25 protein-coding genes and 1 pseudogene are annotated in these 22,602 nt (G+C 67.1%); 19 read left to right on the top strand and 7 right to left on the bottom strand.

Translation table 11 applies throughout. From position 1 onward, the window contains the following. Window positions 1-69 precede the first annotated feature (69 nt). From G315_RS0104590 to G315_RS0104520, 15 genes are all read left to right on the top strand, one after another. On the top strand, window positions 70-1,170 hold the full coding sequence (locus G315_RS0104590; RefSeq protein WP_018144521.1) for an LLM class flavin-dependent oxidoreductase: 1,101 nt from the start codon (window positions 70-72) through the stop codon (window positions 1,168-1,170). A gap of 11 nt (window positions 1,171-1,181) precedes the next feature. Next, window positions 1,182-2,114 carry an NAD-dependent epimerase/dehydratase family protein gene (locus G315_RS0104585; protein ID WP_018144522.1) on the top strand — a complete coding sequence of 311 codons (933 nt, stop codon included), beginning with the start codon at window positions 1,182-1,184 and terminating at the stop codon, window positions 2,112-2,114. A gap of 56 nt (window positions 2,115-2,170) precedes the next feature. Beyond that, window positions 2,171-3,148, top strand: a complete 978-nt coding sequence (locus G315_RS0104580) for a calcium/sodium antiporter (RefSeq protein ID WP_018144523.1) — start codon at window positions 2,171-2,173, stop codon at window positions 3,146-3,148. Then, entirely contained in the window at window positions 3,145-4,122 is a 978-nt protein-coding gene (locus G315_RS0104575) for a KpsF/GutQ family sugar-phosphate isomerase (protein ID WP_019612005.1), read from the top strand. Before G315_RS0104580 ends, G315_RS0104575 begins: the two co-directional genes overlap by 4 nt. Next, window positions 4,122-4,661: an HAD family hydrolase gene (locus G315_RS0104570; protein ID WP_018144525.1), complete on the top strand. Its 540-nt coding sequence runs from the start codon at window positions 4,122-4,124 to the stop codon at window positions 4,659-4,661. The genes G315_RS0104575 and G315_RS0104570 overlap by 1 nt, the downstream gene beginning before the upstream one ends. Before the next feature lie 38 nt (window positions 4,662-4,699). Next, complete coding sequence (lptC, locus tag G315_RS0104565; RefSeq protein WP_018144526.1) at window positions 4,700-5,239, top strand: LPS export ABC transporter periplasmic protein LptC; 540 nt, start codon at window positions 4,700-4,702, stop codon at window positions 5,237-5,239. Beyond that, the gene (gene lptA / locus G315_RS0104560) at window positions 5,220-5,759 is read left to right on the top strand and encodes a lipopolysaccharide transport periplasmic protein LptA (protein ID WP_018144527.1); all 540 of its coding nucleotides are present in this window, start codon (window positions 5,220-5,222) and stop codon (window positions 5,757-5,759) included. Before lptC ends, lptA begins: the two co-directional genes overlap by 20 nt. Beyond that, entirely contained in the window at window positions 5,756-6,526 is a 771-nt protein-coding gene (gene lptB, locus G315_RS0104555) for an LPS export ABC transporter ATP-binding protein (protein ID WP_018144528.1), read from the top strand. The genes lptA and lptB overlap by 4 nt, the downstream gene beginning before the upstream one ends. A gap of 88 nt (window positions 6,527-6,614) precedes the next feature. Further along, on the top strand, window positions 6,615-8,099 hold the full coding sequence (locus G315_RS0104550) for an RNA polymerase factor sigma-54 (protein ID WP_018144529.1): 1,485 nt from the start codon (window positions 6,615-6,617) through the stop codon (window positions 8,097-8,099). Between the two features lie 16 nt (window positions 8,100-8,115). Further along, window positions 8,116-8,454, top strand: a complete 339-nt coding sequence (hpf, locus tag G315_RS0104545; RefSeq protein ID WP_018144530.1) for a ribosome hibernation-promoting factor, HPF/YfiA family — start codon at window positions 8,116-8,118, stop codon at window positions 8,452-8,454. A 3-nt stretch (window positions 8,455-8,457) separates the two neighbouring features. Beyond that, a complete protein-coding gene (locus tag G315_RS0104540) occupies window positions 8,458-8,925 on the top strand; it encodes a PTS sugar transporter subunit IIA (protein WP_018144531.1) in 468 nt (155 codons plus the stop codon). A 48-nt stretch (window positions 8,926-8,973) separates the two neighbouring features. Next, entirely contained in the window at window positions 8,974-10,005 is a 1,032-nt protein-coding gene (gene hprK, locus G315_RS0104535) for an HPr(Ser) kinase/phosphatase (RefSeq protein WP_018144532.1), read from the top strand. Window positions 10,006-10,012: 7 nt separating this feature from the next. Then, complete coding sequence (gene rapZ / locus G315_RS0104530) at window positions 10,013-10,885, top strand: RNase adapter RapZ (RefSeq protein WP_018144533.1); 873 nt, start codon at window positions 10,013-10,015, stop codon at window positions 10,883-10,885. A gap of 51 nt (window positions 10,886-10,936) precedes the next feature. Further along, window positions 10,937-11,362 (top strand): PTS sugar transporter subunit IIA, encoded by a 426-nt coding sequence (locus G315_RS0104525; protein ID WP_018168280.1) that lies wholly within the window; start codon window positions 10,937-10,939, stop codon window positions 11,360-11,362. Next, a complete protein-coding gene (locus G315_RS0104520; RefSeq protein ID WP_018144535.1) occupies window positions 11,334-11,603 on the top strand; it encodes an HPr family phosphocarrier protein in 270 nt (89 codons plus the stop codon). Before G315_RS0104525 ends, G315_RS0104520 begins: the two co-directional genes overlap by 29 nt. 51 nt (window positions 11,604-11,654) lie before the next feature. Here the strand turns inward: G315_RS0104520 and G315_RS0104515 are convergent, their stop codons facing one another. Next, entirely contained in the window at window positions 11,655-12,545 is an 891-nt protein-coding gene (locus G315_RS0104515) for a PfkB family carbohydrate kinase (RefSeq protein WP_019612004.1), read from the bottom strand. Between the two features lie 124 nt (window positions 12,546-12,669). Here G315_RS0104515 and G315_RS0104510 point away from each other — a divergent pair, with 124 nt between their 5' ends. Together G315_RS0104510 and G315_RS0104505 are read left to right on the top strand one after the other, a co-directional pair. Continuing rightward, window positions 12,670-13,080, top strand: coding sequence for a nuclear transport factor 2 family protein (locus G315_RS0104510; RefSeq protein WP_018144537.1), 411 nt, complete (start codon window positions 12,670-12,672; stop codon window positions 13,078-13,080). Then, window positions 13,056-13,517 (top strand): nuclear transport factor 2 family protein, encoded by a 462-nt coding sequence (locus G315_RS0104505; RefSeq protein ID WP_019612003.1) that lies wholly within the window; start codon window positions 13,056-13,058, stop codon window positions 13,515-13,517. The genes G315_RS0104510 and G315_RS0104505 overlap by 25 nt, the downstream gene beginning before the upstream one ends. A gap of 360 nt (window positions 13,518-13,877) precedes the next feature. On the opposite strand, the gene G315_RS0104500 is transcribed toward G315_RS0104505, so the two are convergent. The 6 genes and pseudogenes from G315_RS0104500 to G315_RS0104475 all read right to left on the bottom strand — a co-directional run bounded on the left by G315_RS0104500 (window position 13,878) and on the right by G315_RS0104475 (window position 19,449). Further along, a complete protein-coding gene (locus G315_RS0104500; RefSeq protein WP_019612002.1) occupies window positions 13,878-14,420 on the bottom strand; it encodes a shikimate kinase in 543 nt (180 codons plus the stop codon). 106 nt (window positions 14,421-14,526) lie between these two features. After that, window positions 14,527-16,678: pseudogene (gene pilQ / locus G315_RS13730) on the bottom strand (type IV pilus secretin PilQ). 20 nt (window positions 16,679-16,698) lie between these two features. Then, on the bottom strand, window positions 16,699-17,241 hold the full coding sequence (locus G315_RS0104490) for a pilus assembly protein PilP (protein ID WP_038031938.1): 543 nt from the start codon (window positions 17,239-17,241) through the stop codon (window positions 16,699-16,701). Beyond that, entirely contained in the window at window positions 17,241-17,822 is a 582-nt protein-coding gene (locus G315_RS0104485) for a type 4a pilus biogenesis protein PilO (protein WP_018144542.1), read from the bottom strand. The genes G315_RS0104490 and G315_RS0104485 overlap by 1 nt, the downstream gene beginning before the upstream one ends. Next, window positions 17,822-18,385, bottom strand: coding sequence for a PilN domain-containing protein (locus G315_RS0104480; RefSeq protein ID WP_018144543.1), 564 nt, complete (start codon window positions 18,383-18,385; stop codon window positions 17,822-17,824). Before G315_RS0104480 ends, G315_RS0104485 begins: the two co-directional genes overlap by 1 nt. Further along, window positions 18,382-19,449: a pilus assembly protein PilM gene (locus G315_RS0104475; RefSeq protein WP_038031942.1), complete on the bottom strand. Its 1,068-nt coding sequence runs from the start codon at window positions 19,447-19,449 to the stop codon at window positions 18,382-18,384. The genes G315_RS0104480 and G315_RS0104475 overlap by 4 nt, the downstream gene beginning before the upstream one ends. Before the next feature lie 143 nt (window positions 19,450-19,592). Here G315_RS0104475 and G315_RS0104470 point away from each other — a divergent pair, with 143 nt between their 5' ends. After that, window positions 19,593-21,968 carry a penicillin-binding protein 1A gene (locus tag G315_RS0104470; protein WP_018144545.1) on the top strand — a complete coding sequence of 792 codons (2,376 nt, stop codon included), beginning with the start codon at window positions 19,593-19,595 and terminating at the stop codon, window positions 21,966-21,968. Continuing rightward, the gene (locus G315_RS0104465) at window positions 21,969-22,598 is read left to right on the top strand and encodes a hypothetical protein (RefSeq protein WP_018144546.1); all 630 of its coding nucleotides are present in this window, start codon (window positions 21,969-21,971) and stop codon (window positions 22,596-22,598) included. The last annotated feature ends 4 nt before the right edge of the window (window positions 22,599-22,602 follow it).

The following is a 22,602-nucleotide window of genomic DNA, read 5'->3' as shown; positions in this document are numbered from 1 at the left end:
TCCACGACGTAACCGCAGCTTTGCGCGGATTGCTTGTATCACCTGCGAGCGCGCGGCACAGTTGGCGCCATGCGTTTCGACCTGTTCCACGAGCTCTCGGTACCGGACTTCCTGCAGACCTCCGAAGCGGAGGTCCTGGAGAACACCCTGCGCCTGTGGGAGCGCGCCGATCATCTCGGCTTCGGCACCGCCTGGCTGGTGGAGCACCACCTGATGCCGGAGTTTTCCCACTCCACCGCGCCGGACGTGGTGCTGGCTGCGGCCAGCCAGCGCACCAAACGCCTGCGCCTGGGCCTGGGCGTGGTCCCGCTGCCCTACCACCATCCGCTGCGAGTGGCGCAGCGCGTCGGCATGCTCGACCAGCTCTCCGGCGGGCGACTGGATCTGGGTATCGGGCGCGGCTTCTCGCCGCGCGAATATGCCACATTCGGGGCCGAGATGAGCGAGTCCCGCACGCGGGTCGATGCCGGGCTGGATGCGCTGCGCCAGGCCTTCGCCACCGGCCGCATCACCCAGGACGGGCCGTTCCATCACCTGGACGACGTGCCGGTGATGCCGCGCCCGGTACAGGCCCCGCACCCGCCGATCTGGACCGCCGCGGTCAGCCCGGAGTCCTTCACCTGGGCGGCGCAGCAGGGTATCGGCGCGCTGGCCGGGCCATTCAAGCCCTGGCAGATGATCCGCGAGGACATCCGCCTGTACCACGAGGCCTGGGACGCGACACGCACGGACGTCGCCCACCCGCCCCGGGTCGGCATGACGCTTGGGGTCCTGTGCCTGCCGGACGGCAAGCGCGCGCGGCGCGAGGCCAAGCCGGCCTTCGAGTGGTTCTACCGCCACATGTTCCAGCAGACCCTGCCGGTACTGGAACGCCTGATCGAGGGCTACGACTATTACCGCTCGCTCGGCCGCTTCCGTCACCTGGTCAAGGCCGGGATCAACCTGAAGGTCCTCGACATGCTGGGCATGACGCTCGTCGGCACCCCCGCCGAATGCCGTGAACGCATCGAGGGCCTGCGCGCGGCCGGGGTCGACCAGGTCCTGCTCGCCTTCGGCGCCGGGGCCGTTCCGCATGCGCTGGCCGAGGAGTCCATGGACTGCTTCGCGGAAGAGGTCATGCCCGCGTTTGCCGACCCCGCCCCGGCCACCGTCGCCCGCACCGCGACCTGAGCGAAACACGGATGCACGTCGCCGTGACCGGCGCCGCCGGGCGCCTGGGGCAAGTCCTGCTGCCCGCCCTGGCACGCGCGCCGACGATTGAACACATCCTCGCTCTGGACCGGGCCGCGCCGGCGCTGCCTCCCCCCGAAAACGGCACCGTTATCGAGGCCCGGGTACTCGACCTGGCGCAGCTCCAGCCGGACGACCTGGCCGGGGTGGACACCCTGGTGCACCTGGCCTTTCAGTTGATGGGCGGTCACGGGGGACGCCGCCGGCATGACCGCACCTGGGTCCGCCAGCAGAATGTCGCCCTGAGCCAGCAGGTGTTCCACGCGGCGGTGACCGCCGGTGTGCGCCACATCGTGTTCCTGTCCAGCGCGGCGGTCTACGGCCCCTGGCCGGACAGCCCGCAGCCGCTCCGCGAGGACCATCCCACCCGGCCGCGCTTCCCCTATGCCGAAGACAAGGTCGCCGTGGAGCAGGCCCTGCTCGCGCTTGCCCGGGAACACCCCGAGTGCCAGGTGACCCTCCTGCGCCCGCCCGCGATCGTCGGCCCGAACGCCCACCCGCTGTTGCTGCAGATCGCCCGCGGGCGGCTGTATCCCGCCGGGGGCGAACAGCCAGTGCAGATCCTGTGGGAGGACGATGCCGCCGCCGCGATCGTGCGCAGCATCACAACGCGCACCGCGGGGATCTTCAACCTGGGGGCCGAACCTGCCTGGTCGCTACGGGCGATGGCGCGCCACCAGCGGCGCTGGGGGATCCCGGTGCCACTGCGGCTGATCCGCACCCTGCACCCGCTGGCCTGGCGCCTGACCGCCCGCGCCGGGGACCCCGGCTGGGTCCGCGGGCTGGACGGCCCGCTGGTACTGGACTGCACCCGCGCCCGCGAGCAGCTCGGCTGGACACCGCAGGTGACCACCGCCGGGTGCCTGGAACGTCTGCGCTGCTGAAACCACTACCCAATCGGCTACAATCCCGGGCCTGACCCTCCCGGACCCGACTGTCCATGGTGCTACCCGTTGTCGCCATCATCGGCGGCCTGATCCTGCTGACCTGGAGTGCCGACCGCTTCGTGTTCGGCGCCTCGGCCCTGGCCCGCGGCCTGGGCGTCAGCCCGCTGATCATCGGCCTGACCATCGTCGCCTTCGGGACCTCGGCACCGGAGATCGTGGTCTCGGTCCTCGCCAGCCTGCAGGGCAACCCGGGGCTGGCGGTGGGCAATGCCATCGGCTCGAACATCGCCAACATCGCGCTGGTGCTGGGGGCCGCGACCCTGGTCGCGCCGCTGGCGATCGGGCGCGGCATGGTCCGGCGCGAACTGCCGATCCTCCTGCTGGTCAGCTTCGGCGTGCTGCTCCTGCTTGTGGATGGCGAACTGGGCCGGCTGGAGGGCATCGCGCTGCTGGCCGGTCTGGTCCTGTTCACTGCCTGGATGGCCATCAGCGCCCGGCGCGCACGCCCGGCCCCCCATGACGACACCCCCGAGGTGGTGCGCGGCATGGTCGAGACGATCCCGGAGGGCGACCGACTGGGGCCCGCGATCGCCTGGCTCGTGTTCGGGCTGCTGCTCCTGCTGGCGAGCAGCCAGGCCCTGGTCTGGGGGGCCGTCGAAATCGCCGAACAACTGGGGGTCAGCGACCTGGTCATCGGGCTGACCATTGTCGCGGTGGGCACCAGCCTGCCGGAGCTGGCGACCTCGGTGGTCGCCGCCTTCCGCCGCGAGGCCGGACTGGCTATCGGGAATGTAGTCGGCTCCAATCTGTTCAACCTGCTCGCAGTACTGGCCGTTCCGGCCCTGATCGCGCCGCTGGCAATCGACGCCGATGTGCTGACGCGCGACTATCCGGTGATGCTGGCATTGACCGTGGCGCTATTCCTGATCGCGCTAGGCCGCCGCGGACAGATCCGGCGCTGGCAGGGCGCCCTTCTCCTCATCGCCTTCGCAAGCTACCTTGTCTATTTGGGAATCACGGCTACTGCATGAACTTCAACCCCGAAACCACCCGCAACCTCGCCCTGGCCGTCCTCAATGACGAGGCCGAGGCCGTACGCAACCTCGCCCAGCGCATCGACGACCGCTTCCTCGAGGCCTGCCGCTGCATCCTCGCGTGCAAGGGCCGCGTGATCGTCACCGGCATGGGCAAGTCCGGGCACATCGGCAGCAAGCTGGCCGCGACCCTGGCCTCCACCGGCACACCGGCCTTCTTCGTGCACCCGGGCGAGGCCAGCCACGGCGATCTCGGCATGATCACCCGCGAGGACGTGGTCATCGCGCTGTCGAACTCCGGCGAGACCGACGAGATCATTACCATCCTGCCGCTGATCCGGCGCCTGGGCGTGCCATTGATCGCGATGACCGGCAACCCCGGCTCGCGCCTCGGCGCGGATGCCACCGTGCACCTGGATGTCAGCGTCGAGCGCGAGGCCTGCCCGCTGGGCCTGGCTCCCACCTCCAGCACCACCGCGGCGCTGGCGATGGGCGATGCCCTGGCCGTCGCGGTGCTGGATGCACGCGGCTTTACCGCCAACGACTTTGCCCGCTCGCACCCCGGCGGCCGCCTTGGCCGACGTCTGCTGGTGCATGTCGCCGATATCATGCATACCGATGACGCGATCCCGCGCATCACCCCGGAGGCCCCGCTCAAGGACGCCCTGTTCGAGATCACCCGCAAGGGTCTAGGGCTGGTGATCATCACCGACGGTGACGATCGCATCCAGGGCGTGTTCACCGATGGCGACCTGCGCCGCACCCTGGATGCCGGGCACAGCCTGGACGGCCTGACCATCGGCGAGGCCATGACCACCGGCGGCCACACCGCGCAGCCCGACTGGCTGGCGGTGGAGGCCCTGGAGGCCATGGAGAGCCGGCGCATCAACGCCCTGCCCGTCACCGACGCCGAAAACCGCCTGGTGGGCGTGATCAACATGCACGACCTGCTGCGCGCCGGGGTGGCGTGATGAACCTGGATGCCACCACTCTGCGCACCCACCAGCAGGCCGTTCGCCTGCTGATCCTGGACGTGGACGGCGTGCTGACCGACGGCAGCCTGTTCCTCGGCGACGGCGGCGAGCAGTACAAGGCCTTCAACAGCCGCGACGGCCACGGCATCCGCCTGGCGCTGGACGGCGGCATCGAGATCGCCATCCTGACCGGGCGCACCTCCGGGGTCGTCGAGCACCGCATGCGCGACCTGGGAGTGGAGCATCTGATCCAGGGCCGCCGCGACAAGGGCGAAGCCCTGCACGAACTGCTGCAGCGCACCGGTCACGACCCCGCCGAAGCGGCCTTCATGGGCGACGACATCGTGGATCTTCCAGCGATGCAGCGGGTCGGGCTCGGGATCGCGGTCGGCGACGCCCACCCGCTGGTGCGCCAGCATGCCCAGTGGGTGACCGAAGCCCATGGTGGGCGCGGGGCCGTGCGCGAGGCCTGCGAGGGCCTGCTGGCCGCGCAGGGCCGGCTCGACGCGCTGTTCGAGACCTACCTGAACGGATGAGCCGCAGGATTCGCAGCCGACTCGGATGGGCCCTGGCCGTGCTCGCATTCGCAGCCGCGCCCCTGGCGCAGGCCGAGTTGAGCCCGCCCGAGGGCGAGGTCACGCTGCAGATTGACGGCTTCACCCTGCATGCCACCGGCGACGACGGCGAACTGAGCCATCGGCTGCGCGGCACCCGCCTGCGCGAGTTCGGCCGTGACGGCCCCCAGTGGGTGGACGACCCGGACCTCGACCTGTTCGCCGAGGGCGGTATCGAATGGCGCTGGACCGCCCCGGCCGCGCTGCATCAACCGGCAGCCGCGACCCTGGACCTGGTGGGCCCTACCCACGGCGTACAGCCGCCCCGCGGCGAACGCGTGGAGACCATCATCGATTCGCGGGATGTTCGCGTCGCCACCGACACCATGGTCGCCACTTCGGATGCCCTTTCCACCCTGAACCAGCCGGGCCTGTTCCAGCGCGGCACCGGTCTGCGCGTGGACTCGCGAGGGGATACCATAGAGTTGTTCCATGACGTGTACTCGCTCTACAGCGAGACGAGCGAGGAGGATCCCGCGCATGACCCCGAATCCCCATAGCCTTCGCCACCGTCCGGGCCAACCGGGTGCCCGCGTGGCGGCGCTCCTGCTGCTCGCCCTGCTGGCCACGCCCGCGCTCGCCCAGCAGGGCTCGGGCCCGGCGCTGCCGGTGGAGATCACTGCCGACCGCGCGGAGATGGACGAACGCCAGGGGCTGGGGACCTACACCGGCGACGTGATCGTGATCCGCGGCGACATGACCCTGGAGGCCGACAAGGTCTACGTGCGCACCCGCGATCGCCGCCCCTACGAAATGGAGGCCCACGGCGAGCCGGCACGCCTCGAATCACCCGATCCGGAAACCGGAGAGATGCGCATTGCCACCGCCCTGCGCATCGACTACCTGCTGAACGAAGACCGCATGATCCTCACCGACCAGGCCCATGTGATCACCACCAGCGAGGAGGCGCGCGGCAAGCGCATCACCTACGACCTGACGACCGACGTGATCGAGGCCGAACGCGGCGAAGGCGACAGCGAGCGCGTGCGCATCACCATCCAGCCGCGCGACGACGAATGAACGCCACCGCCCCCAGCCCATCCGCCACATCGGCACAAACCAACGACCGCCTGATCGGACGCGAGCTGACCAAGCGCTACGGCCAGCGCACGGTGCTGGACCAGGTGGACGTCGACCTCGCGCCCGGCGAGGTGGTCGGCCTGCTGGGCCCGAACGGGGCCGGCAAGACCACCTGCTTCTACAGCCTGGTCGGGCTGATCCGCCCCAATGCCGGGCGCATCACCCTGGGCGAGCGCGATATCACCCGCGCCCCCATCCACGTGCGCGCGCGCGCCGGCCTCGGCTACCTGCCGCAGGAGGCCTCGATCTTTCGCCGCCTGAGCGTGTGGGACAACCTGCAGGCCGTGCTCGAGCTGCGCCCCGGGCTGGATCGCCACGAGCGCCGCCGCATTGGCGATGCGCTGATCGAGGAGTTCCAGCTCGAGACCGTGCGCCACAGCCCGGGCATCGCGCTGTCCGGCGGCGAACGGCGCCGCGCCGAGATCGCCCGCGCCCTGGCCGGGGATCCGAAGTTCATCTGCCTGGACGAGCCCTTCGCCGGGGTGGACCCGATCTCGGTGGGCGACATCCAGGACGTGATTCGGCATCTCGCCCAGCGCGGCATCGGCGTACTGATCTCCGATCACAACGTGCGCGAGACCCTCGGCATCTGCCACAGGGCCTATATTCTTAGCGAAGGCCGCCTGCTGGCCGCCGGGACACCGGACGAGCTGCTGGCCGATCCCCAGGTGCGCCGGGTCTATCTCGGCGAGAACTTCCGCCTGTGAAAGCGCCCCACATGCGGCCCGGTCGGTGCACAAACCACAAGGCAGGCTTTAAGATTCCATCAATGCCCACCCTCGCCCCGCATACCCGATGCTGAAACCCGGCCTGAATCTGCAGCTGGGTCAGACGCTGACCATGACCCCGCAACTGCAGCAGGCGATCCGCCTGTTGCAGCTGTCCACGCTCGAGCTCCAGGTGGAGATCCAGCAGGCGCTGGAGAGCAACCCCATGCTCGAACAGGTCGAGGACGAAGAGGCCGAGGCCGACACCGAGCGCCTGAACCAGGACGGCGAGCTGGTGGAAGGCGATCGCATGGAGGCCACCACCACCAGCGACGACGTGATCCCCGAGGAACTGACGACCGACAGCCGCTGGGACGACATCTACGAGCCGGCCCCGACACCCAACAAGGGCGTGGATGACCGCGACCCGCTGGAAAACACCAGCGACGACGACGGTGAGGGCCTGCAGGATCACCTGCTGTGGCAGCTGCATCTGAGCCATCTGACACCGCGCGACCAGCGCATCGGGGCGGCCCTGATCGACGCCATCAGCCCCGACGGCTATCTCGAGGGCGACCTCGACACCCTGGCCGAGACCATCAGCCGAGGCGAGGATGAAACCGTCGGCGTCGACGAGGTCGAGGCAGTGCTCCACTGGATTCAGCAGTGCGACCCGCTGGGGGTCGGCGCGCGCAACCTGCGGGAGTGCCTGGAGATCCAGCTACGCGAACTGGCCCCGGACGCCCCGGCCCGCGAGGCCGCACGGGCGATCCTGGAACACGGCATGGACAGCCTGGGCAAGCGCGACTACAAGGCCCTGCAGCGCCAGTCCGGCGTACGCGACCCGGACGAACTGGCCCGCGCACTGGATCTGATCCGCACCCTGAACCCGCGCCCCGGCGCACAGATCAGCTCCGCCACCTCGGAATACGTAGTCCCGGATGTCTACGTGCGCCACACCACCGAGGGCTGGCGCGTGGATCTAAACCCGGAGATCGCACCGCGCATCCGCATCAACGACCTCTACGCCGGCATGGTGCGCCAAGTCTCGGATGCCCGCGACAGCGCCTTTATGCGCGATCAGCTGCAGGAGGCACGCTGGTTCCTGAAGAGCCTGCACAGCCGCAACGACACCCTGCTGCGGGTCGCCGAGGCGATCGTCCATCGCCAGCAGGGCTTTCTCGAGCATGGCGACGTCGCGATGCAGCCATTGATCCTGCGCGACATTGCCGAGACCCTGGAGATGCACGAATCGACCATCTCGCGGGTTACCACGCAGAAATACATGCACACCCCGCGCGGGGTCTTCGAGTTCAAGTATTTCTTCTCCAGCCATGTCGGCACGAACGATGGCGGCGAGTGTTCCGCCACCGCCATCCGTGCCATGATTCGCGAATTGATTGGCGACGAACCCCCGAACAAGCCGCTCAGCGATGCCCGGCTCGCCCAGGTCCTGTCGGACCGGGGCATCAACGTAGCGCGCCGCACCGTGGCCAAGTACCGCGAGGCGATGCACATCCCTTCATCCAGCGAACGCCGGCAGATGGCCTCGATGCCCACCGGCAGCAAGTAACCAAGGAGTCCTGACCATGCAGATCAACCTGACCGGCCACCACGTGGACATCACCGACGCCCTGCGCGACTACGTCAACGAGAAGTTCGCGAAGCTGGAGCGCCACTTCGACAAGGTCATCGACGTCCACGTCGTGCTGACCCACGAGAAGACCCGGAATCAGCACAACCAGGCCGAAGCGAATCTCCAGGTCAGCGGCAATCACATCCACGCCGAGGCCTCTCACGAGGACATGTATGCCGCGATCGACGCGCTGATCGACAAAGTCGACCGTCAGCTGATCAAGCACAAGGAAAAGGTCAAGGATCACCACCGCGCCGAAGGTGCCCAGCGCAACCGCGAGCAGGCCTCCTGATCCATGACGATTGCCGAGCTGATCACCTCCGAGCGCATTGGCCTGCAACCCGAGTGTTCCAGCCAGAAACGGGCCCTGGAGGCCCTGGCGGACCTCCTCGCCGGCGGAGGTGACGGCACGGGACCGGGGAGCAACGCGATCTTCGAGGCCCTGTCCGCGCGCGAAAAACTCGGATCCACCGGTCTCGGCCATGGGGTTGCGATTCCCCATGGCCGCCTGGCCGATCTCGAGGCGCCGCGCGTGGCCGTGCTGCGCCTGGACAAGGGCGTCGACTTCGACGCCATGGATCACGAGCCGGTCGATATCCTGATCGCACTGCTGGTCCCGGAGGCCGCCACCGGCGACCACCTCGACCTGCTGGCCCAGCTCGCCCGCGGCCTGTCGCAGCCAGACACCATCGGAGCGCTGCGCCGGGCCGGGGATGCGACGGCCCTGGAACAGGAACTCGTGCGCCGCTTCAGCGAGGACTAAGCCCGTGGAACCCGCCGCCAGCCGCGATTCCGGCGCGCAGCGTCTGCCATGAACGAGGCGCTGGGAGAAGGCGGGATCGCCCGCGACATCAACGTGGAGAGCCTGATCCAGGCCATGGGAAACCGCCTGGATCTTCGCTTCGTACACGGCGAACACGCAGCACCCGACCGCAAGCTGGTCGGCGACGACGGGGACGACCTGCCGCTGGCCGGCCATCTCAACCTGATCCGGCCCAACCGCATCCAGATCATCGGCGACTTCGAGGCCCGCTACATCTCCAGCCTCAGCGCCACCCAGTGCAACGACCTGATCCTGGAGATGGCCCGCACTGGGACCACCGCGGTGATCTTCGCCGAGGACACCTGTCCGTTCTCGGAGATGCCCGACGCCCCGCAGGAGGCGCTGCCGCTGATCCTGTGCTCCAGCACCAGCAGTCACGAGATCATCTCGCTGCTGCGCTATTTCCTGCAGCAGCGCCTGGCCCATTTCGAGGTGCGCCACGGCGTGTTCATGGAGATCCTCGGGATCGGGGTGCTGATCAGCGGCGCCTCCAGCGTCGGCAAGAGCGAGGTCGCACTGGAACTGATCTCGCGCGGGCATCGCCTGATCGCCGACGATGCCCCCGAGTTCGCGCGCATTGCGCCCGACATCGTGCGCGGCCACTGCCCGGCCCTGCTCCAGGACCTGCTCGAGGTGCGCGGTCTTGGGGTGCTCAACATCCGCGCCATGTACGGCGATTCCGCGATCAAGGGCGGCAAGTACCTGCGCCTGATCATCGACCTGCGCGATCATGGCGAACCCTCGCCGGTCCCCGATGACCGGCTGAACGGGCGCCGCGGCGAGATCGATATCCTCGGCCTGCGCGTCCCCTTGATCAGCCTGCCGATCGCGCCGGGGCGCAACATCGCGGTGATGATCGAGGCGGCCGTGCGCAACCACATGCTGCACATGCAGGGCTATATCGCTGGCGACGACCTGCGCGCACGCCAGCGCCGCCAGATGAGCGGCGAGACGGAGGAGCCGCCCTACCATCGCGCGGTGCCCGCCACTACGGTCCCCAACCCGGACCCGGAGGGCTGAATCGGCCATGCGCCTGCTAATCGTCAGTGGCCTGTCCGGGTCCGGCAAGACCGTGGCCCTGCACACCCTGGAGGATGCCGGCTACTTCTGCGTCGACAACCTCCCACTGCCGCTGCTGCCGGACCTGATTAATCAGGTCCGGCAGGGCCACTACGACACCGAGACCGACCGCCATCTGGCCGTGGGCGTGGATGTGCGCAGCGGCCTGGAGGCCCTGGAGGGGTTCTCCGATCTCCTGGCGCAACTACGGGCGGACGGGGTGCAGGTGGAGGTCCTGTTCCTGCAGGCGGCCAGCGAGGTGCTGCTGCGGCGCTACCATCTGACCCGCCGACGCCACCCGCTGGCGCGCGACGGCGTGCCACTGGTCGAGGCCATCGACCGCGAACGCGAGTGGCTGGGCCATGTAGCGGCGGAGGCCGATCTGACGGTCGACACCTCGCGCCTGTCGATGCACGATCTGGCCCGCACCCTGCGCGACCGCATAGGCGAGCGCGGGGAACACGAGCTATCCCTGCAGTTTCAGTCTTTCGGCTTCAAACACGGCGCACCGCTGGATTCCGACTTCGTGTTCGACGTGCGCTGCTTGCCCAATCCGCACTACGAAAGCGATCTGGCCGCCCTGACCGGTCGCGACCCGCCCGTGTGCGAGTTCCTTGAGCGGCACGCGGAGGTCGCGGCCATGTTCGACAGCATCCAGGGCTTCCTGTCGCAGTGGCTGCCGCGCCTGCTGGACGATCACCGCAGCTACGTAACCGTCTCCATCGGCTGTACCGGCGGGCAACACCGCTCGGTGTATCTGGTGGAGCGGCTTGCGGAGGCGTGGCAGGATCGGGAACATGTTACTGTTAGCACCCGTCACCGCGAGCTGGGGAAACAGTAACCACTGGACGCGGGACGAGGGCCTTCTGGAACCCGCAATCGGAGCAGATCCATGGGCGTTGGTCTCATTCTGATCACGCATCAAAACCTGGGCGATACCCTGCTGCAGACCGCGCAGAGCATGCTCGGGGGCCTGCCCGAGGACTGCGAGTCCATGGCGATGTCCCAGAACGACGACCCCGACGAGGTCCTGGCCCGCGCCCGCGAGCGCCTGGCGACCCTCGACAGCGGCTCGGGGGTGCTCGTTCTGACCGACATGTTTGGCTCCACGCCTTCCAACGTGGCGATTCGTGTCGCCCGGGGTGCAAATGCCCGCGTGATCGCCGGCGCCAACCTGCCGATGCTCATCCGCGTGCTCAACTATCAACACCTCCCCCTGACCGAACTGGTCAACAAGGCCCTTTCGGGCGGCCATGACGGGATTCTCCTCTGCGATCAGGAGTGCAGCGATGCCGCAGCGCGTAGTCCCCATCGTTAATCGCCTGGGGATGCACGCGCGCGCCGCGGCCAAGTTCGTCAGCCTGGCCAGCAAGTTCGCCGCGGACGTCTCCGTCTCCCGCAACCAGCAGGAGGTGAATGGCAAGAGCATCATGGGCGTGATGATGCTGGCCGCCGCCCAGGGCAGCGAGATCACCATCGAGGCCGAAGGCAAGGATGCGCCGGAGGCGCTGGATGCACTCGCAGAGTTGGTTGCCGATCGTTTCGGCGAAGAGGCCTGAACCTCCGAGTCCCGCCCGCCTCGGTCAACAACCACCATCCCCCTGCGGGGGCTATCCGGGCCACGCTCCCGGGTCGGAGGCCGCGTCACCCAGCCCGTCCAGGCCGACCTGCTCGAGCTTGCGCTCCGCCAGGCGCACAGCGGCCGTCAAAGCCTGCTCCGGGGGCTCCCCGGAGACCAGCGCGTGGATCAACCCGGCATTGAAGGTATCACCCGCCCCCACGCTGTCGACCACCCGCAGTCCGGGCGTCGCTTCACAATGGTGGATCACGCCCCGCACGGCCATCCAGGCCCCTTCGCCCCCGGCGGTCACGGTCAGGATGCGATCCGGGAAGCGCTCGGAAAGCTGCTGCAGCGCAGCCTCGGGAGTGCCCGCCACGCTCGCGGCCCAGTCGCGCGAGAGCATCAGGACATCGGCATGGTCCAGGCATGCGTCGAGCCCCGGCCGGGGCTTCTCCAGCTCCAGCGACACCGGCTGGTCAAAGATGCTCTCGCGCACCGCCCGCAGGATGGACGCAAGGGCCTCCGGGTTACGCCCCTCGAAGTGCAGCCAGTCATATTCCGGCCAGGGTACGCCCGCGAGATCCTCCATCCCGAGTTCGGGCAGGTCGCGATGATGGACGATGGTGCGACTGCCCGTCTCCCTGGAACGGAGAATATGGGAGGTCGGCGTCGCTCCGGGCCGGCGTACGCAGTGACGAACATCCAGTCCGTGCCCCTCCAGGGACGCGCTCAGGGCATCTCCGGCCGCACCCTCGGCGATGACCGCGGCCAGACCCGGGCGGTGGCCGAACTGCGCCAGGATCGTTGCCGTGTTGGTCGCGTTGCCTCCGGGCTGGGTGGTACTGGCGAGCGCCCGGACCTCGTCGTCCTCGGCCGGGAAGGCCGCAACATCGAGGGTGTGGTCGAGCGTGACAATGCCAGTCGCGAGGATACGTGCCATACGGGCTCCCGTGATGAAGGAGCGCCATTCTGGCGGGTCGCGCCCATTACGTCATCTCGCACATTCGTCATCCGCGGATGCTCCTGCGACAATAACCCCTCTGTCTCAGGAGGCCCCGACCGGTATGGCCACGTTCCCTTCTCCCGAATCCGCCGAAGCCGCCTTTTACGCGGCCTTTCAGGCAGGCGATGCACAAGGCATGCGCGAAATCTGGCACGACAGTGCCGAGTGTGTCTGCATCCACCCAGGTGGCGAGCGCCTGCAGGGAACGGACATCATCCTGGAAAGCTGGGACGACATCCTGCCGGGGATGCGCGGGGTGGTCGTACACCGGACCCAGGTGACCGCCATCCCGGGCGAAGACCTCGTCCTCCACGTATTGCGCGAAAACCTGTATGTCCAGGGTGAACGGCGCGGCGTCATGCTGGCGACCAATGGCTACCGCCACGATGGGGAAAGCTGGCGCATGGTGCTCCACCACGCCAGCCCGGACCCGGAACCCACGCCGGAATGGCCCACCGGGGGCGTGCACTGATGGCGACGGATGCCGATCGCTGCGTCGAGGCGTATTACGCCGCCTTTCGTGCCGCCGATATCGAACAGATGATGCGCCTGTGGGGCGAGCGTCCCGACATCGTCTGCATCCACCCGGGCAGCCCGCGCGCCCACCGGGGCGTGGCAGAGGTGATGGAGAGCTGGCTGCTGGTCTTCGCGCGTGAACTGAATATCGGGATCGAACCGAAGATCGTGGGGCGCCAGGAGACCGGGGAGATCATCAGCCTGGTCATCGAAGAGGCGATCACGCGACCGGGCGACGTCACGCCCACCGGGACGATCCTGATCAGCCAGACCTGGCGCTGGCTCGACACGGGCTGGCGCCTGCTGTTTCACCACGCCTCGCACGGGCGCCGCTCACCGCCATCGCAGGACGGCATGTTCGTCCCCGATGGCGGCGGCAACACCCGCCACTGACGATCAACGCGACCCGGCGGGAACGACACGCAACCGGTCATACGCGGTTCACAGGAAGACTGGAAGATCGGAAGGATGTTTTGCGGGTGATGCCGGGGGCACAGGCCCCTTGGCGCATTTTCCGGCTTTCGGTTGGTGATTTTCTCTTCCTGACTCGCAAAGGCGTTCAGCCAGCCGACGGGCCGTAGGATGGGATGAGCGCAGCGAATCCCATCAAGGAACGGACACGACGCGGGAAATGATGCGTTTCGCTGCGCTCCACCACACCCGACCGCAGCGGAGGGGACCCAACGCTCCCCGCGATTGGCTGAGGCTCGTGGCTAATCCGATTTGTCTTTGCCTCCTGCGTGGAGGAGCCAACTACCCGTCGGAGCGGGGCTGGCACAGGTCGGGGCGCTGCACCTGCAGGGCCGCGCATACGCCCTTGACCGCATCGCGCACCCGCCGCCCCTTGCCCTCCAGCGTAAGGTCCGCGACCTCCTGATAGAGCGGATCGCGGACCGCGAACAACTCCTGAAGGCGGGCCTTCGGGTCCGCGGCCTCCGCGATCAGCGGGCGCTTGCGGTTGCGGCGAGTCCGCCGGAACTGCTCCTCTACCGGCACCCGCAGGTAGATCACGAACTGATCGCGCAGCTGTTCCCGGTTCTCCGGGCGTTCGACAACCCCCCCGCCGGTGGCAATCACCGCGCCCTCCTGTTGCAGGAGCGACTCCAGCATCGCCGTCTCGCGCTTGCGAAAACCGCCCTCGCCCTCGAACTCGAAAATGGTCGGGATATCCACGCCGGTACGCCGCTGGATTTCCTGATCGGTATCGAAGAACGGCCGCCGCAGCAGCCCCGCGAGGCCGCGCCCGATTGTGCTCTTGCCGGCCCCCATCGGGCCTACCAGTACGATGTTCTGCATGGGCGCCAAGGCTACTGGCTGGGCCCCCCAAAGAAAAGCCGGGGACAAGCCCCGGCTTTCGAGATCGAACCCATCGGGGGGCAATCCCCGACGCCACACCTTGCGCTCAGTCGAGTACGCGCGGCGTCACAAAGATCAACAATTCCGCTTTGGTATTCTCCGTGGAGCGATTGCGGAACAGGTTTCCGAGGAACGGAATATCCCCGAAGAACGGCACCTTCTCGAGGTTGGTGCGGCTGTCGATCTCGTACACACCGCCCAGGACCACGGTCTCGCCGTTGCCCACGAAGACCTGGGTCTCCACCTCGCGCTTGTTGATCCCCGGCACCCCAAGGATCACACGCTGGCTGGGCTCGTCCTTTGTCACCTTGATGTCGAGGATCACGTTGCCGTTCGGCGTGATCTGCGGCGTCACTTCCGTCGACAGTACGGCCTCGATGAACTGGGTCGAAGTCGCGCCGGATGCAGTGGCTTCCTGGAACGGGATCTCTTCACCTTGCTTGATCGTCGCCGTCTGGCCATTGGCGGTGATCACACGCGGGCTGGAGATGATCTCGCCGCGATTCCACCTGCAGCGCGGATAGTTCCAGGTCGAGCAACACGCCACTGCGCAGGATGCTCAGCCCTGCCTGCCCGGCATTGCCACCGGCCGGCAGCGAGCTGTTCAGCCGGTTGCCCAGTTCTACACCCCCCGCTCGTGCACTCGCGCCGGTGGGATCTTGATTGGGGATACCACGGGCGCTACTAGCCCCATCCAAAGACCCACCGACACCCAACTGAGTTCGCCCACTAGTTCCCCGTGATCCACTAATCCCGAACCGCGCACCCAGTTCCCGGTTGAAGGTGTCCTCCGCGATCACGATGCGGGTTTCGATCAGCACCTGCTGCACCGGGACATCCAGTGTGGAGACCAGGCGACGGACGTCCTCGATCCGGCTCTGGGTATCCTGCACCAGGAGGGTGTTGGTGCGCGTGTCGATGGTGATGCTGCCACGCTCCGAGAGGAATTCGCCGCCATCACCGCCGCGAATCAGGGACGCGATCTGCTCGGCCTGGGCGAAATTGATCTGCACGAACTCCGTGCGCAGGGGCTCCAGCTCCTGTCGATCGCGCTGAGCCTCCATCTCCAGGCGTTCACGCGCCGCGATCTCTTCGCTGGGGGCGACGTACAGGACATTGCCGTCCATTCGCTTGTCGAGCCCGCGGGCACGCAGGATGATATCCAGCGCCTGGTCCCAGGGGACGTTGTTCAGGCGCAGGGTGATGTTGCCCCCCACCGTGTCACTGACCACGATGTTCAGATCGGTGAAATCCGCCAGCAACTGCAGAACGGAGCGCACCTCGATGTCCTGGAAATTCAGGGACAGGCGCTCGCCGGCGTACTCCTCTTCCTCGCGGGCGCGGGCCTGGCGTTCGGCCTCGGAAATCGGGGCGACCTCGAGGACGAACTGGCGATCACTCTGGTAGGAAATGATCTCGTACTCGCCGCGCGCCTCGATCTCCATGCGTACACGATTGCGCTCGGCGACGGTGTCGATGGTATGCACCGGGGTGGCGAAATCGACCACGTCGAGGCGACGTTCCAGCGACTCGTCGACCATGGCGCGCGGGAAGGTCATCTCGATGCGGCCGGCCTGCTCGCGAACGTTGATCTCGGCACCAGAGCGGGAGAGATCCACCTCGACGCGACCTTCGCCCTCGCTGCCCCGCCGGAAATCGATACCCGTGATCTCCATGGGTCGGGCGCTGCGGGTCGTGGCGGCGGGTTCACCCGCACGATCCACGACCTGCTGGGTGCGTGCATCCGCCTCGGAAACCCCGCGGCCCAGCGTAAGGATGAGATTATTGCCCTCGACTCGAGTCTGGTACTCGGAGGCCTGAGTCAGGTTCAGCACCACGCGGGTGCGGTTGCCCGCCTCGACCGTGCTCGCCCGCAGCACCGGGCCCACATTCAGGTCCGTCTCGCGCCGCGGCAATGCATTGCCGACATTGGGCAGATCCAACGCGATGCGCGGCGGTGAATCAATCGCAAAGGCGCGAATATCGGAGGGCGGCGTCTCCGAGAAACGCAGGTTCACCTGCACCCGGTCACCGCTCAGACTGCCGGCCCGGATCTCTTCCAGTTCGGTGGCAGCCACCCCCTGGGACACCATGAACAGCAGGCCCGCAACGACCGTGCCTGCGAAAGCGCGCATGGAAGAACCCATGTTGAATCCCCTGTTGGTTGTGCCGACCTTGCGGCGAATGCTCGTCATCATCTTCTTCTCCCCCCCAACCGCTAGTCGGTCAGCGCCACCGAGTTTTCACGTTCCACGTGACCGCCGAAGGCATCCGGCACGATCTCGACCAGCCGGATCTGGGTCGGCGTGATCTCGATGATCTCCCCGTGGTTCTGGCCCATATAGTTGCCCGCAGTGACGCGCTGAACCCCTCGATCCGGGGTCCGGACCAGGGCGTAGCGCACGCCATGCTGCTCCAGCGACCCGACCATCCGCAGCGAATCCAGCGGAAAGCCCTCGAGGAACTCGCGCGGGCGGTCAGGATCAATCTCGGCGTCTCCTGGCTGCCCCTCGGCCGCGGCGAGCTCCGGCTGGGCGATTACCGACGAGTCGAAAGGCGACCGGGCATGCCCCGGATAGAGATAGGGCTCGTGCGGCTCCAGGGTGGGGATCGGCTCGATCCCGCTCCCCGGGCGCTCCTTGACCTCGGCGATGTACTGCTCGAGGTCACGGTTGTCCTGAGTACAGCCCGACAGCAGGATCCCGCCCATCAGGACCATGGCCAGTCCGGGCCATACCGCTCGCATGGAAGAATGCCTCATCAGTTCTCCTCCAGGTAGCGATAGGTGCGGGCGACCGCATCCATCAGCAGGTCGTTGTCGGAATCGCCCGGACGGATATGCATGTTGTGCATGGTGACCACGCGCGGCAGGGCCGAGACACCGCTGACGAACTCCGCGAGATCCTCGTAATCGCCCCGGACGCGCAGACGGATCGGAACCTCGGCGTAGAAGTCGCGCCGGTTCTCGCCACGCGGCTCGAACAGCTCGATCTCGAGACCCGCCTGCAACCCTGTCTGCGAGACATCGACCAGCAGGCTGGGGATCTCGGCACTACTGGGCAGCAGCTCGAGCAGCGAGGCGAACATGCGCTCCATCTCCTCCAGCTGGTCCTCGTAGGCCTGGAGGTTGGCAGCCCGCTGCTGCTTGTCCTCGAACTCGCCGCGCAGCTGCAGTTCGCGGCTCTCCGCGCGCTCGAGCTCTGTCCGCTGATCGCCGATGAAGAGGTAATAGGACAGGCCGAGGATGGCCAGAACAATCACGACCAGGATCAGGCCCTTCACGCCCCAGGAGGCTTCCCCGATGTTGTTGAAATCGACCTGCTTGAGTTCATTGAGATCCATCAGGAATCCCCCTCTGCGGCATCCGGCCGGGTCTGTGTGGCATCCAGTCGGAAGTCACGCACCTGGAGGCGACCCTCCTCGCGGGTCTCGATAATCTGCAGATTGGAACTGCCCAGCCAGGGCGACCCATCGATCCGGCGCATCAACGCGGAGATCCGGGTGTTGGACTCGGAGCGCCCGACCAGGCGCACATTCTCGCCTTCCTGGCGGACCTCGTTGAGGTAGGTACCATCGGGCAGGGTCTCGACCAGCTGATCGAAGAGATGCACGGCCTCGGGCCGCTGCGCCTGCAGGGTCTGGATGACTTCCATTCGGGCAATAAGGGCCTCGCGCTGTTCGTCGAGATCGCGAATCCGGGCGATCTGACGATCCAGTTCGCGGATCTCGCTTTCCAGCATCTGGTTGCGGGACTGCTGGTGGTCGATCAACGCGCCGATAAAACTGTAGCCAACGAAGGCGAGCAGGACGCCGACCACCGCGGCGCCACCAACCGCGGCGAAGAACTGCTTGCGCCGCTGTTCGCGTGCCTTCTCGCGCCAGGGAAGGAGGTTGATATAAATCATGACGCATACCCCCGCACGGCCAGGCCACAGGCCGTCATCAGCGCCGGGGCATCATTGGCAAAACGTTCCTGGTTGACCCTTTTGGCCAACGCCATCCCGCGGAACGGGTTCGCGATCGATACCGGCGTGCCGGCGGCCTCCTCGAGCAGTTCGTCCACCCCCGGGATGGCCGCACAGCCGCCACCCAGGAGGATGTGATCGATGGTGTCCTGCGGGCGGGTCACGTAGAAGTACTGCAGCAGCCGCTGGATCTGGTCGACCATGGTCTGCTTGAAGGGCTCGAGGATGGAGCTTGCGTAGTCGGACGGCAGGTCGCCACTCATCTTGGCGGAGCCGGCCTCCTGATAGTTCATGCTGTAGCGCCGCATGATCTCCTCGGTGAGCATGCGGCCGCCGAAATTCTGCTCGCGGGTGTAAACCACGCCCTCGTCCTGACTGACGACATACACGGCGGTCACCGAAGAGCCGACATCCACGACCGCCACGATCGGCTTGCTCTCGCGGTCGGGGACCTGCTCCATCAGGCGCTCGGCGGTATGCTCGATCGCGTATGCCTCGACGTCGATCAGCTCGGGGGTCAACTTGGCCGCCTCGGCAATGGCCACGCGCGAGTCCACGTTCTCGCGGCGCGAAGCGACCACCAGGACATCGACCATCTCGGGGTTTTTCTCGTTCTTGCCGAGGACCTGGAAATCCAGGTTGACCTCTTCAAGCGTGTAGGGGATGTACTGATCCGCCTCCACGAAGACCTGGCCCTCGAGCTCCGCATCGCCCAGCGCGGCCGACATCTGGATGGTCTTGGTGATCACGGCGGAGGACGGCACAGCCATCGCGCAGTGCTTGAGGCGGGTGCCGGATCGCTTGACCGCCCGGGCGAGGGCATTACCCACGGCCTCGGTGTCCTGACAGACCTTGTCGACCATCACCCCATCGGGCAGCGGTTCGACCGCGAAGGCCTCGACCCGATAGCCCTTACCCTGTCGCGTCAGCTCCAGCACCTTGACGGCTGCCGAGCTGATATCCACGCCCAGGACCCCTTGTTTGGATTTTCCGAGACTCAGCACACATCCCCCTGTATACCCCGACGAAAGTAACTGGTAGCGTTACAATCACGTATGCTAGCTGGTTCACAATATACACCGCGACTTCAGGGTTGCAAGTCGCTTTGAAAGCGACTTCTCATCTTGGCCTCACTTTTTTTGCTGTCATGAATCCGCTCCTTAAGATTATTACGGCGCTGCTGGCCCTGATTCTGGCAGCCGGAATCGGCCTGTCCATCGCGGCGGCCGCTCTCTATGTTTACTACGCGCCGAGCCTCCCGGAGGCCGACGCCGTACGCGATGTGCGCCTGCAAACTCCACTGCAGGTCCGCAGTGCGGATGGCCGCCTTATGGGTGAATTCGCGGAAGAACGGCGCATTCCCGTGCCGATCGACGCGATCCCGCAGCAAGTCCGCGATGCCTTTATTGCGGCGGAAGACGAGCGCTTCTATGACCATCCGGGTGTGGATGTCATGGGTCTTGCCCGCGCCGGACTGAATGTGATCTCCACCGGCGGCGAGCGCAGCCAGGGCGGCAGCACCATCACCATGCAGCTCGCGCGCAATATCTTCCTGACGCGCGAGCGGACCTACGAACGCAAGCTGCGCGAGATCTTCCTGGCCATCCGCCTGGAACAGGAACTCGAGAAGGACGAGATCCTCGAGCTATACCTGAACAAGATCTATCTGGGACAGCGCGCCTACGGGATCGAGGCCGCCTCGCGGGTATATTTCGGCCGCTCGCTGGATGCGCTGGAACTGGACGAGATTGCCACGCTCGCCGCCCTTCCCAAGGCGCCATCGACCACCAACCCGGTAAGCAACCCGCAACGGGCCGAGATCCGCCGCAACTACGTACTGCGGCGGATGCTGGAGACCGGCGTGATCGACGAGGATGCCTATACCTCCGCCATCGAGCGCCCGGTGCTGTCCGAACGCCACACCACAGCCACCGAGATCGACGCCCACTGGGTCGCCGAAATGGCGCGCCAGATGGTCGTGAACCTGTGGGGTGACGACGCCTACCGCCGCGGCCTGCAGGTGCACACGACGATCGACTCCCGCCAGCAGGAAGCGGCCAACCAGGCACTGCGCGAAGGATTGCTGGAATATGACGAGCGTCACGGTTTTCGCGGTCCCGAAATACGGCTTCCCGGCAATACCCTGGAGGACGCCGAGGCACGCGAGCGAGCGCTGATGGCCATTGGGGTGCACGGAAGGCTGCTGTTCCCGGCCGTCGTCCTGGGGACCGACGCCGGGGTACTGCGCGTCGACGGCGGCCGCATTGGCGAACTGGAAGTCCTGCCGGAAGACCGCGAATGGGCCGGCTCACCGGCGCTCGAACGCGGCGACGTGATCCGTATACGTCCCTATACCGACGGCCGCTGGCGCCTGGCGCAAAAGCCGGAAGTCACCGGCGCCGTGATCGCCCAGGCCCCTCAGGACGGCGCCATCCTGGCACTGGCCGGCGGGTTCGACTTCTTTGAAAACCGCTACGACCGCACGACCCAGGCGCAACGCCAGCCCGGATCCGCGTTCAAGCCGCTGGTCTATGCCCTGGCCCTGCGCGAGGGCCACCGGCCCGAAGGGACCGTGATCGACGCGCCGATGGTCTTCAACGACCCCGCCCTGGGGGCCGAATGGCGCCCGCAGAACTACTCGCGGCGCTTCCACGGCGAGACCACCCTGCGCGAGGCACTCGCGAATTCCCGCAACCTGGCCTCCATCCGCCTGCTCGACCGCCTGGGCACCGGAAACGTGCACCAGGAACTGACGCGCTTCGGCCTGGACCTCGAAAGGCAGCCAAACAATCTGTCCATGGTCCTGGGTACCGGCTCCCTCACCCCGCTGCAGCTGAACAATGCCTATGGCGTGTTCGCCAGCGGCGGCCGCCTGAACAGCCCCTGGATCATCGCCCGCATCGAGACGGCGGACGGCGAGACCCTGTACGAGGCACCGACCGAACGCGCCTGCCCGGCGCCCTGCACAAACCCGAAGGGACAGGATCTGCCGCTGGTCGCCAGCAGTGGCCCGTTGCAGTACACCGATCCGGTACCGGTCCTGGATCCCGGTGTCGCCTGGCAGATGAGCGACATGCTGCGCAGCGTCATCACATCCGGAACCGGACGGCGGGCCATGGAACTGGGCCGGTCCGACCTGGCCGGCAAGACCGGCACCACCAATGACTACCGCGATGCCTGGTTCGCCGGGTTCAACGCGGAGCTGGTCGCAACTGCCTGGATCGGCTTCGACGACAACCGCGAGCTGGGCCGGCGCGAAAGTGGCGGGCGCGCGGCCCTGCCAATCTGGACTCGCTTCATGGGCAGCGTGCTGGCCGACCAGCCGGAACGGCCGGTGGAGCGCCCCAACGACCTGGTGCGAGTCGCCATCCTGCCGAACGGCCAGCGCGCCCCCAGCGACGACGCCCCGGGCGCGCGCAACCAGTGGCTGCTACCCCACCAGATCCCGGAACGCGGACACGTCATTCCGGGGAACGGCGAGAACGGCAGCAGCGGGAACCAGCAACCCGAACTGGTCTTTTAAATGGCCAGCCCCTCGCGCGCGCGCCAGGAGCTGGCCCAGGAAGCCGCTCGCATCATGCTCGACGACGGCATCCGGGACTTCGGCCTGGCCAAGCGGAAAGCCGCGGAACACCTGGGCGTGGACGCCCGACACGACATGCCCGGCAACCTGGAGATCCAGGACGCCGCCATCGAACGCAGCCGGCTGTTTGCCAGCCCCGCCAGCCGCGCCGCCTACCGCGGCCGCCTGGAAGCGGCGCTGGTCGTGATGGAACGCCTGGAGCACCTGGAACCGCGGCTGGTCGGCCCACTCCTTCAAGGGCTAGTGGAATCGCAACCGCTGATCAATCTGCATGCCTTCGCCGAGACAGTGGAAGAGGTCATCCTGGAGATGGGGGATCGGGGGATTCACTGCGAGACCGGCGAGCGCCGTTACCGCAGCCGGCAGGGGCGCGAACAGCGCATCCCCTTCCTCGCCTTCCGCGGACCGGACGACACCGATGTTGAGCTCACGGTATTCCCGCTGGACGGCCTGCGCCAGGCGCCACCGTCGCCGGTGGACGGCCGCCCGATGCAACGCGCAACCCGCGCGGACGTAGAGAGGATGCTGGCGGAGGCCGGCGCCGAAGAGGCGGCGGCCACGGCGGAATAGCAAC

It is taken from the genome of Thioalkalivibrio sp. AKL7 (genome assembly GCF_000381705.1).
Taxonomy (GTDB): domain Bacteria; phylum Pseudomonadota; class Gammaproteobacteria; order Ectothiorhodospirales; family Ectothiorhodospiraceae; genus Thioalkalivibrio; species Thioalkalivibrio versutus.
This window is presented reverse-complemented; position numbering and strand designations above follow the sequence as displayed.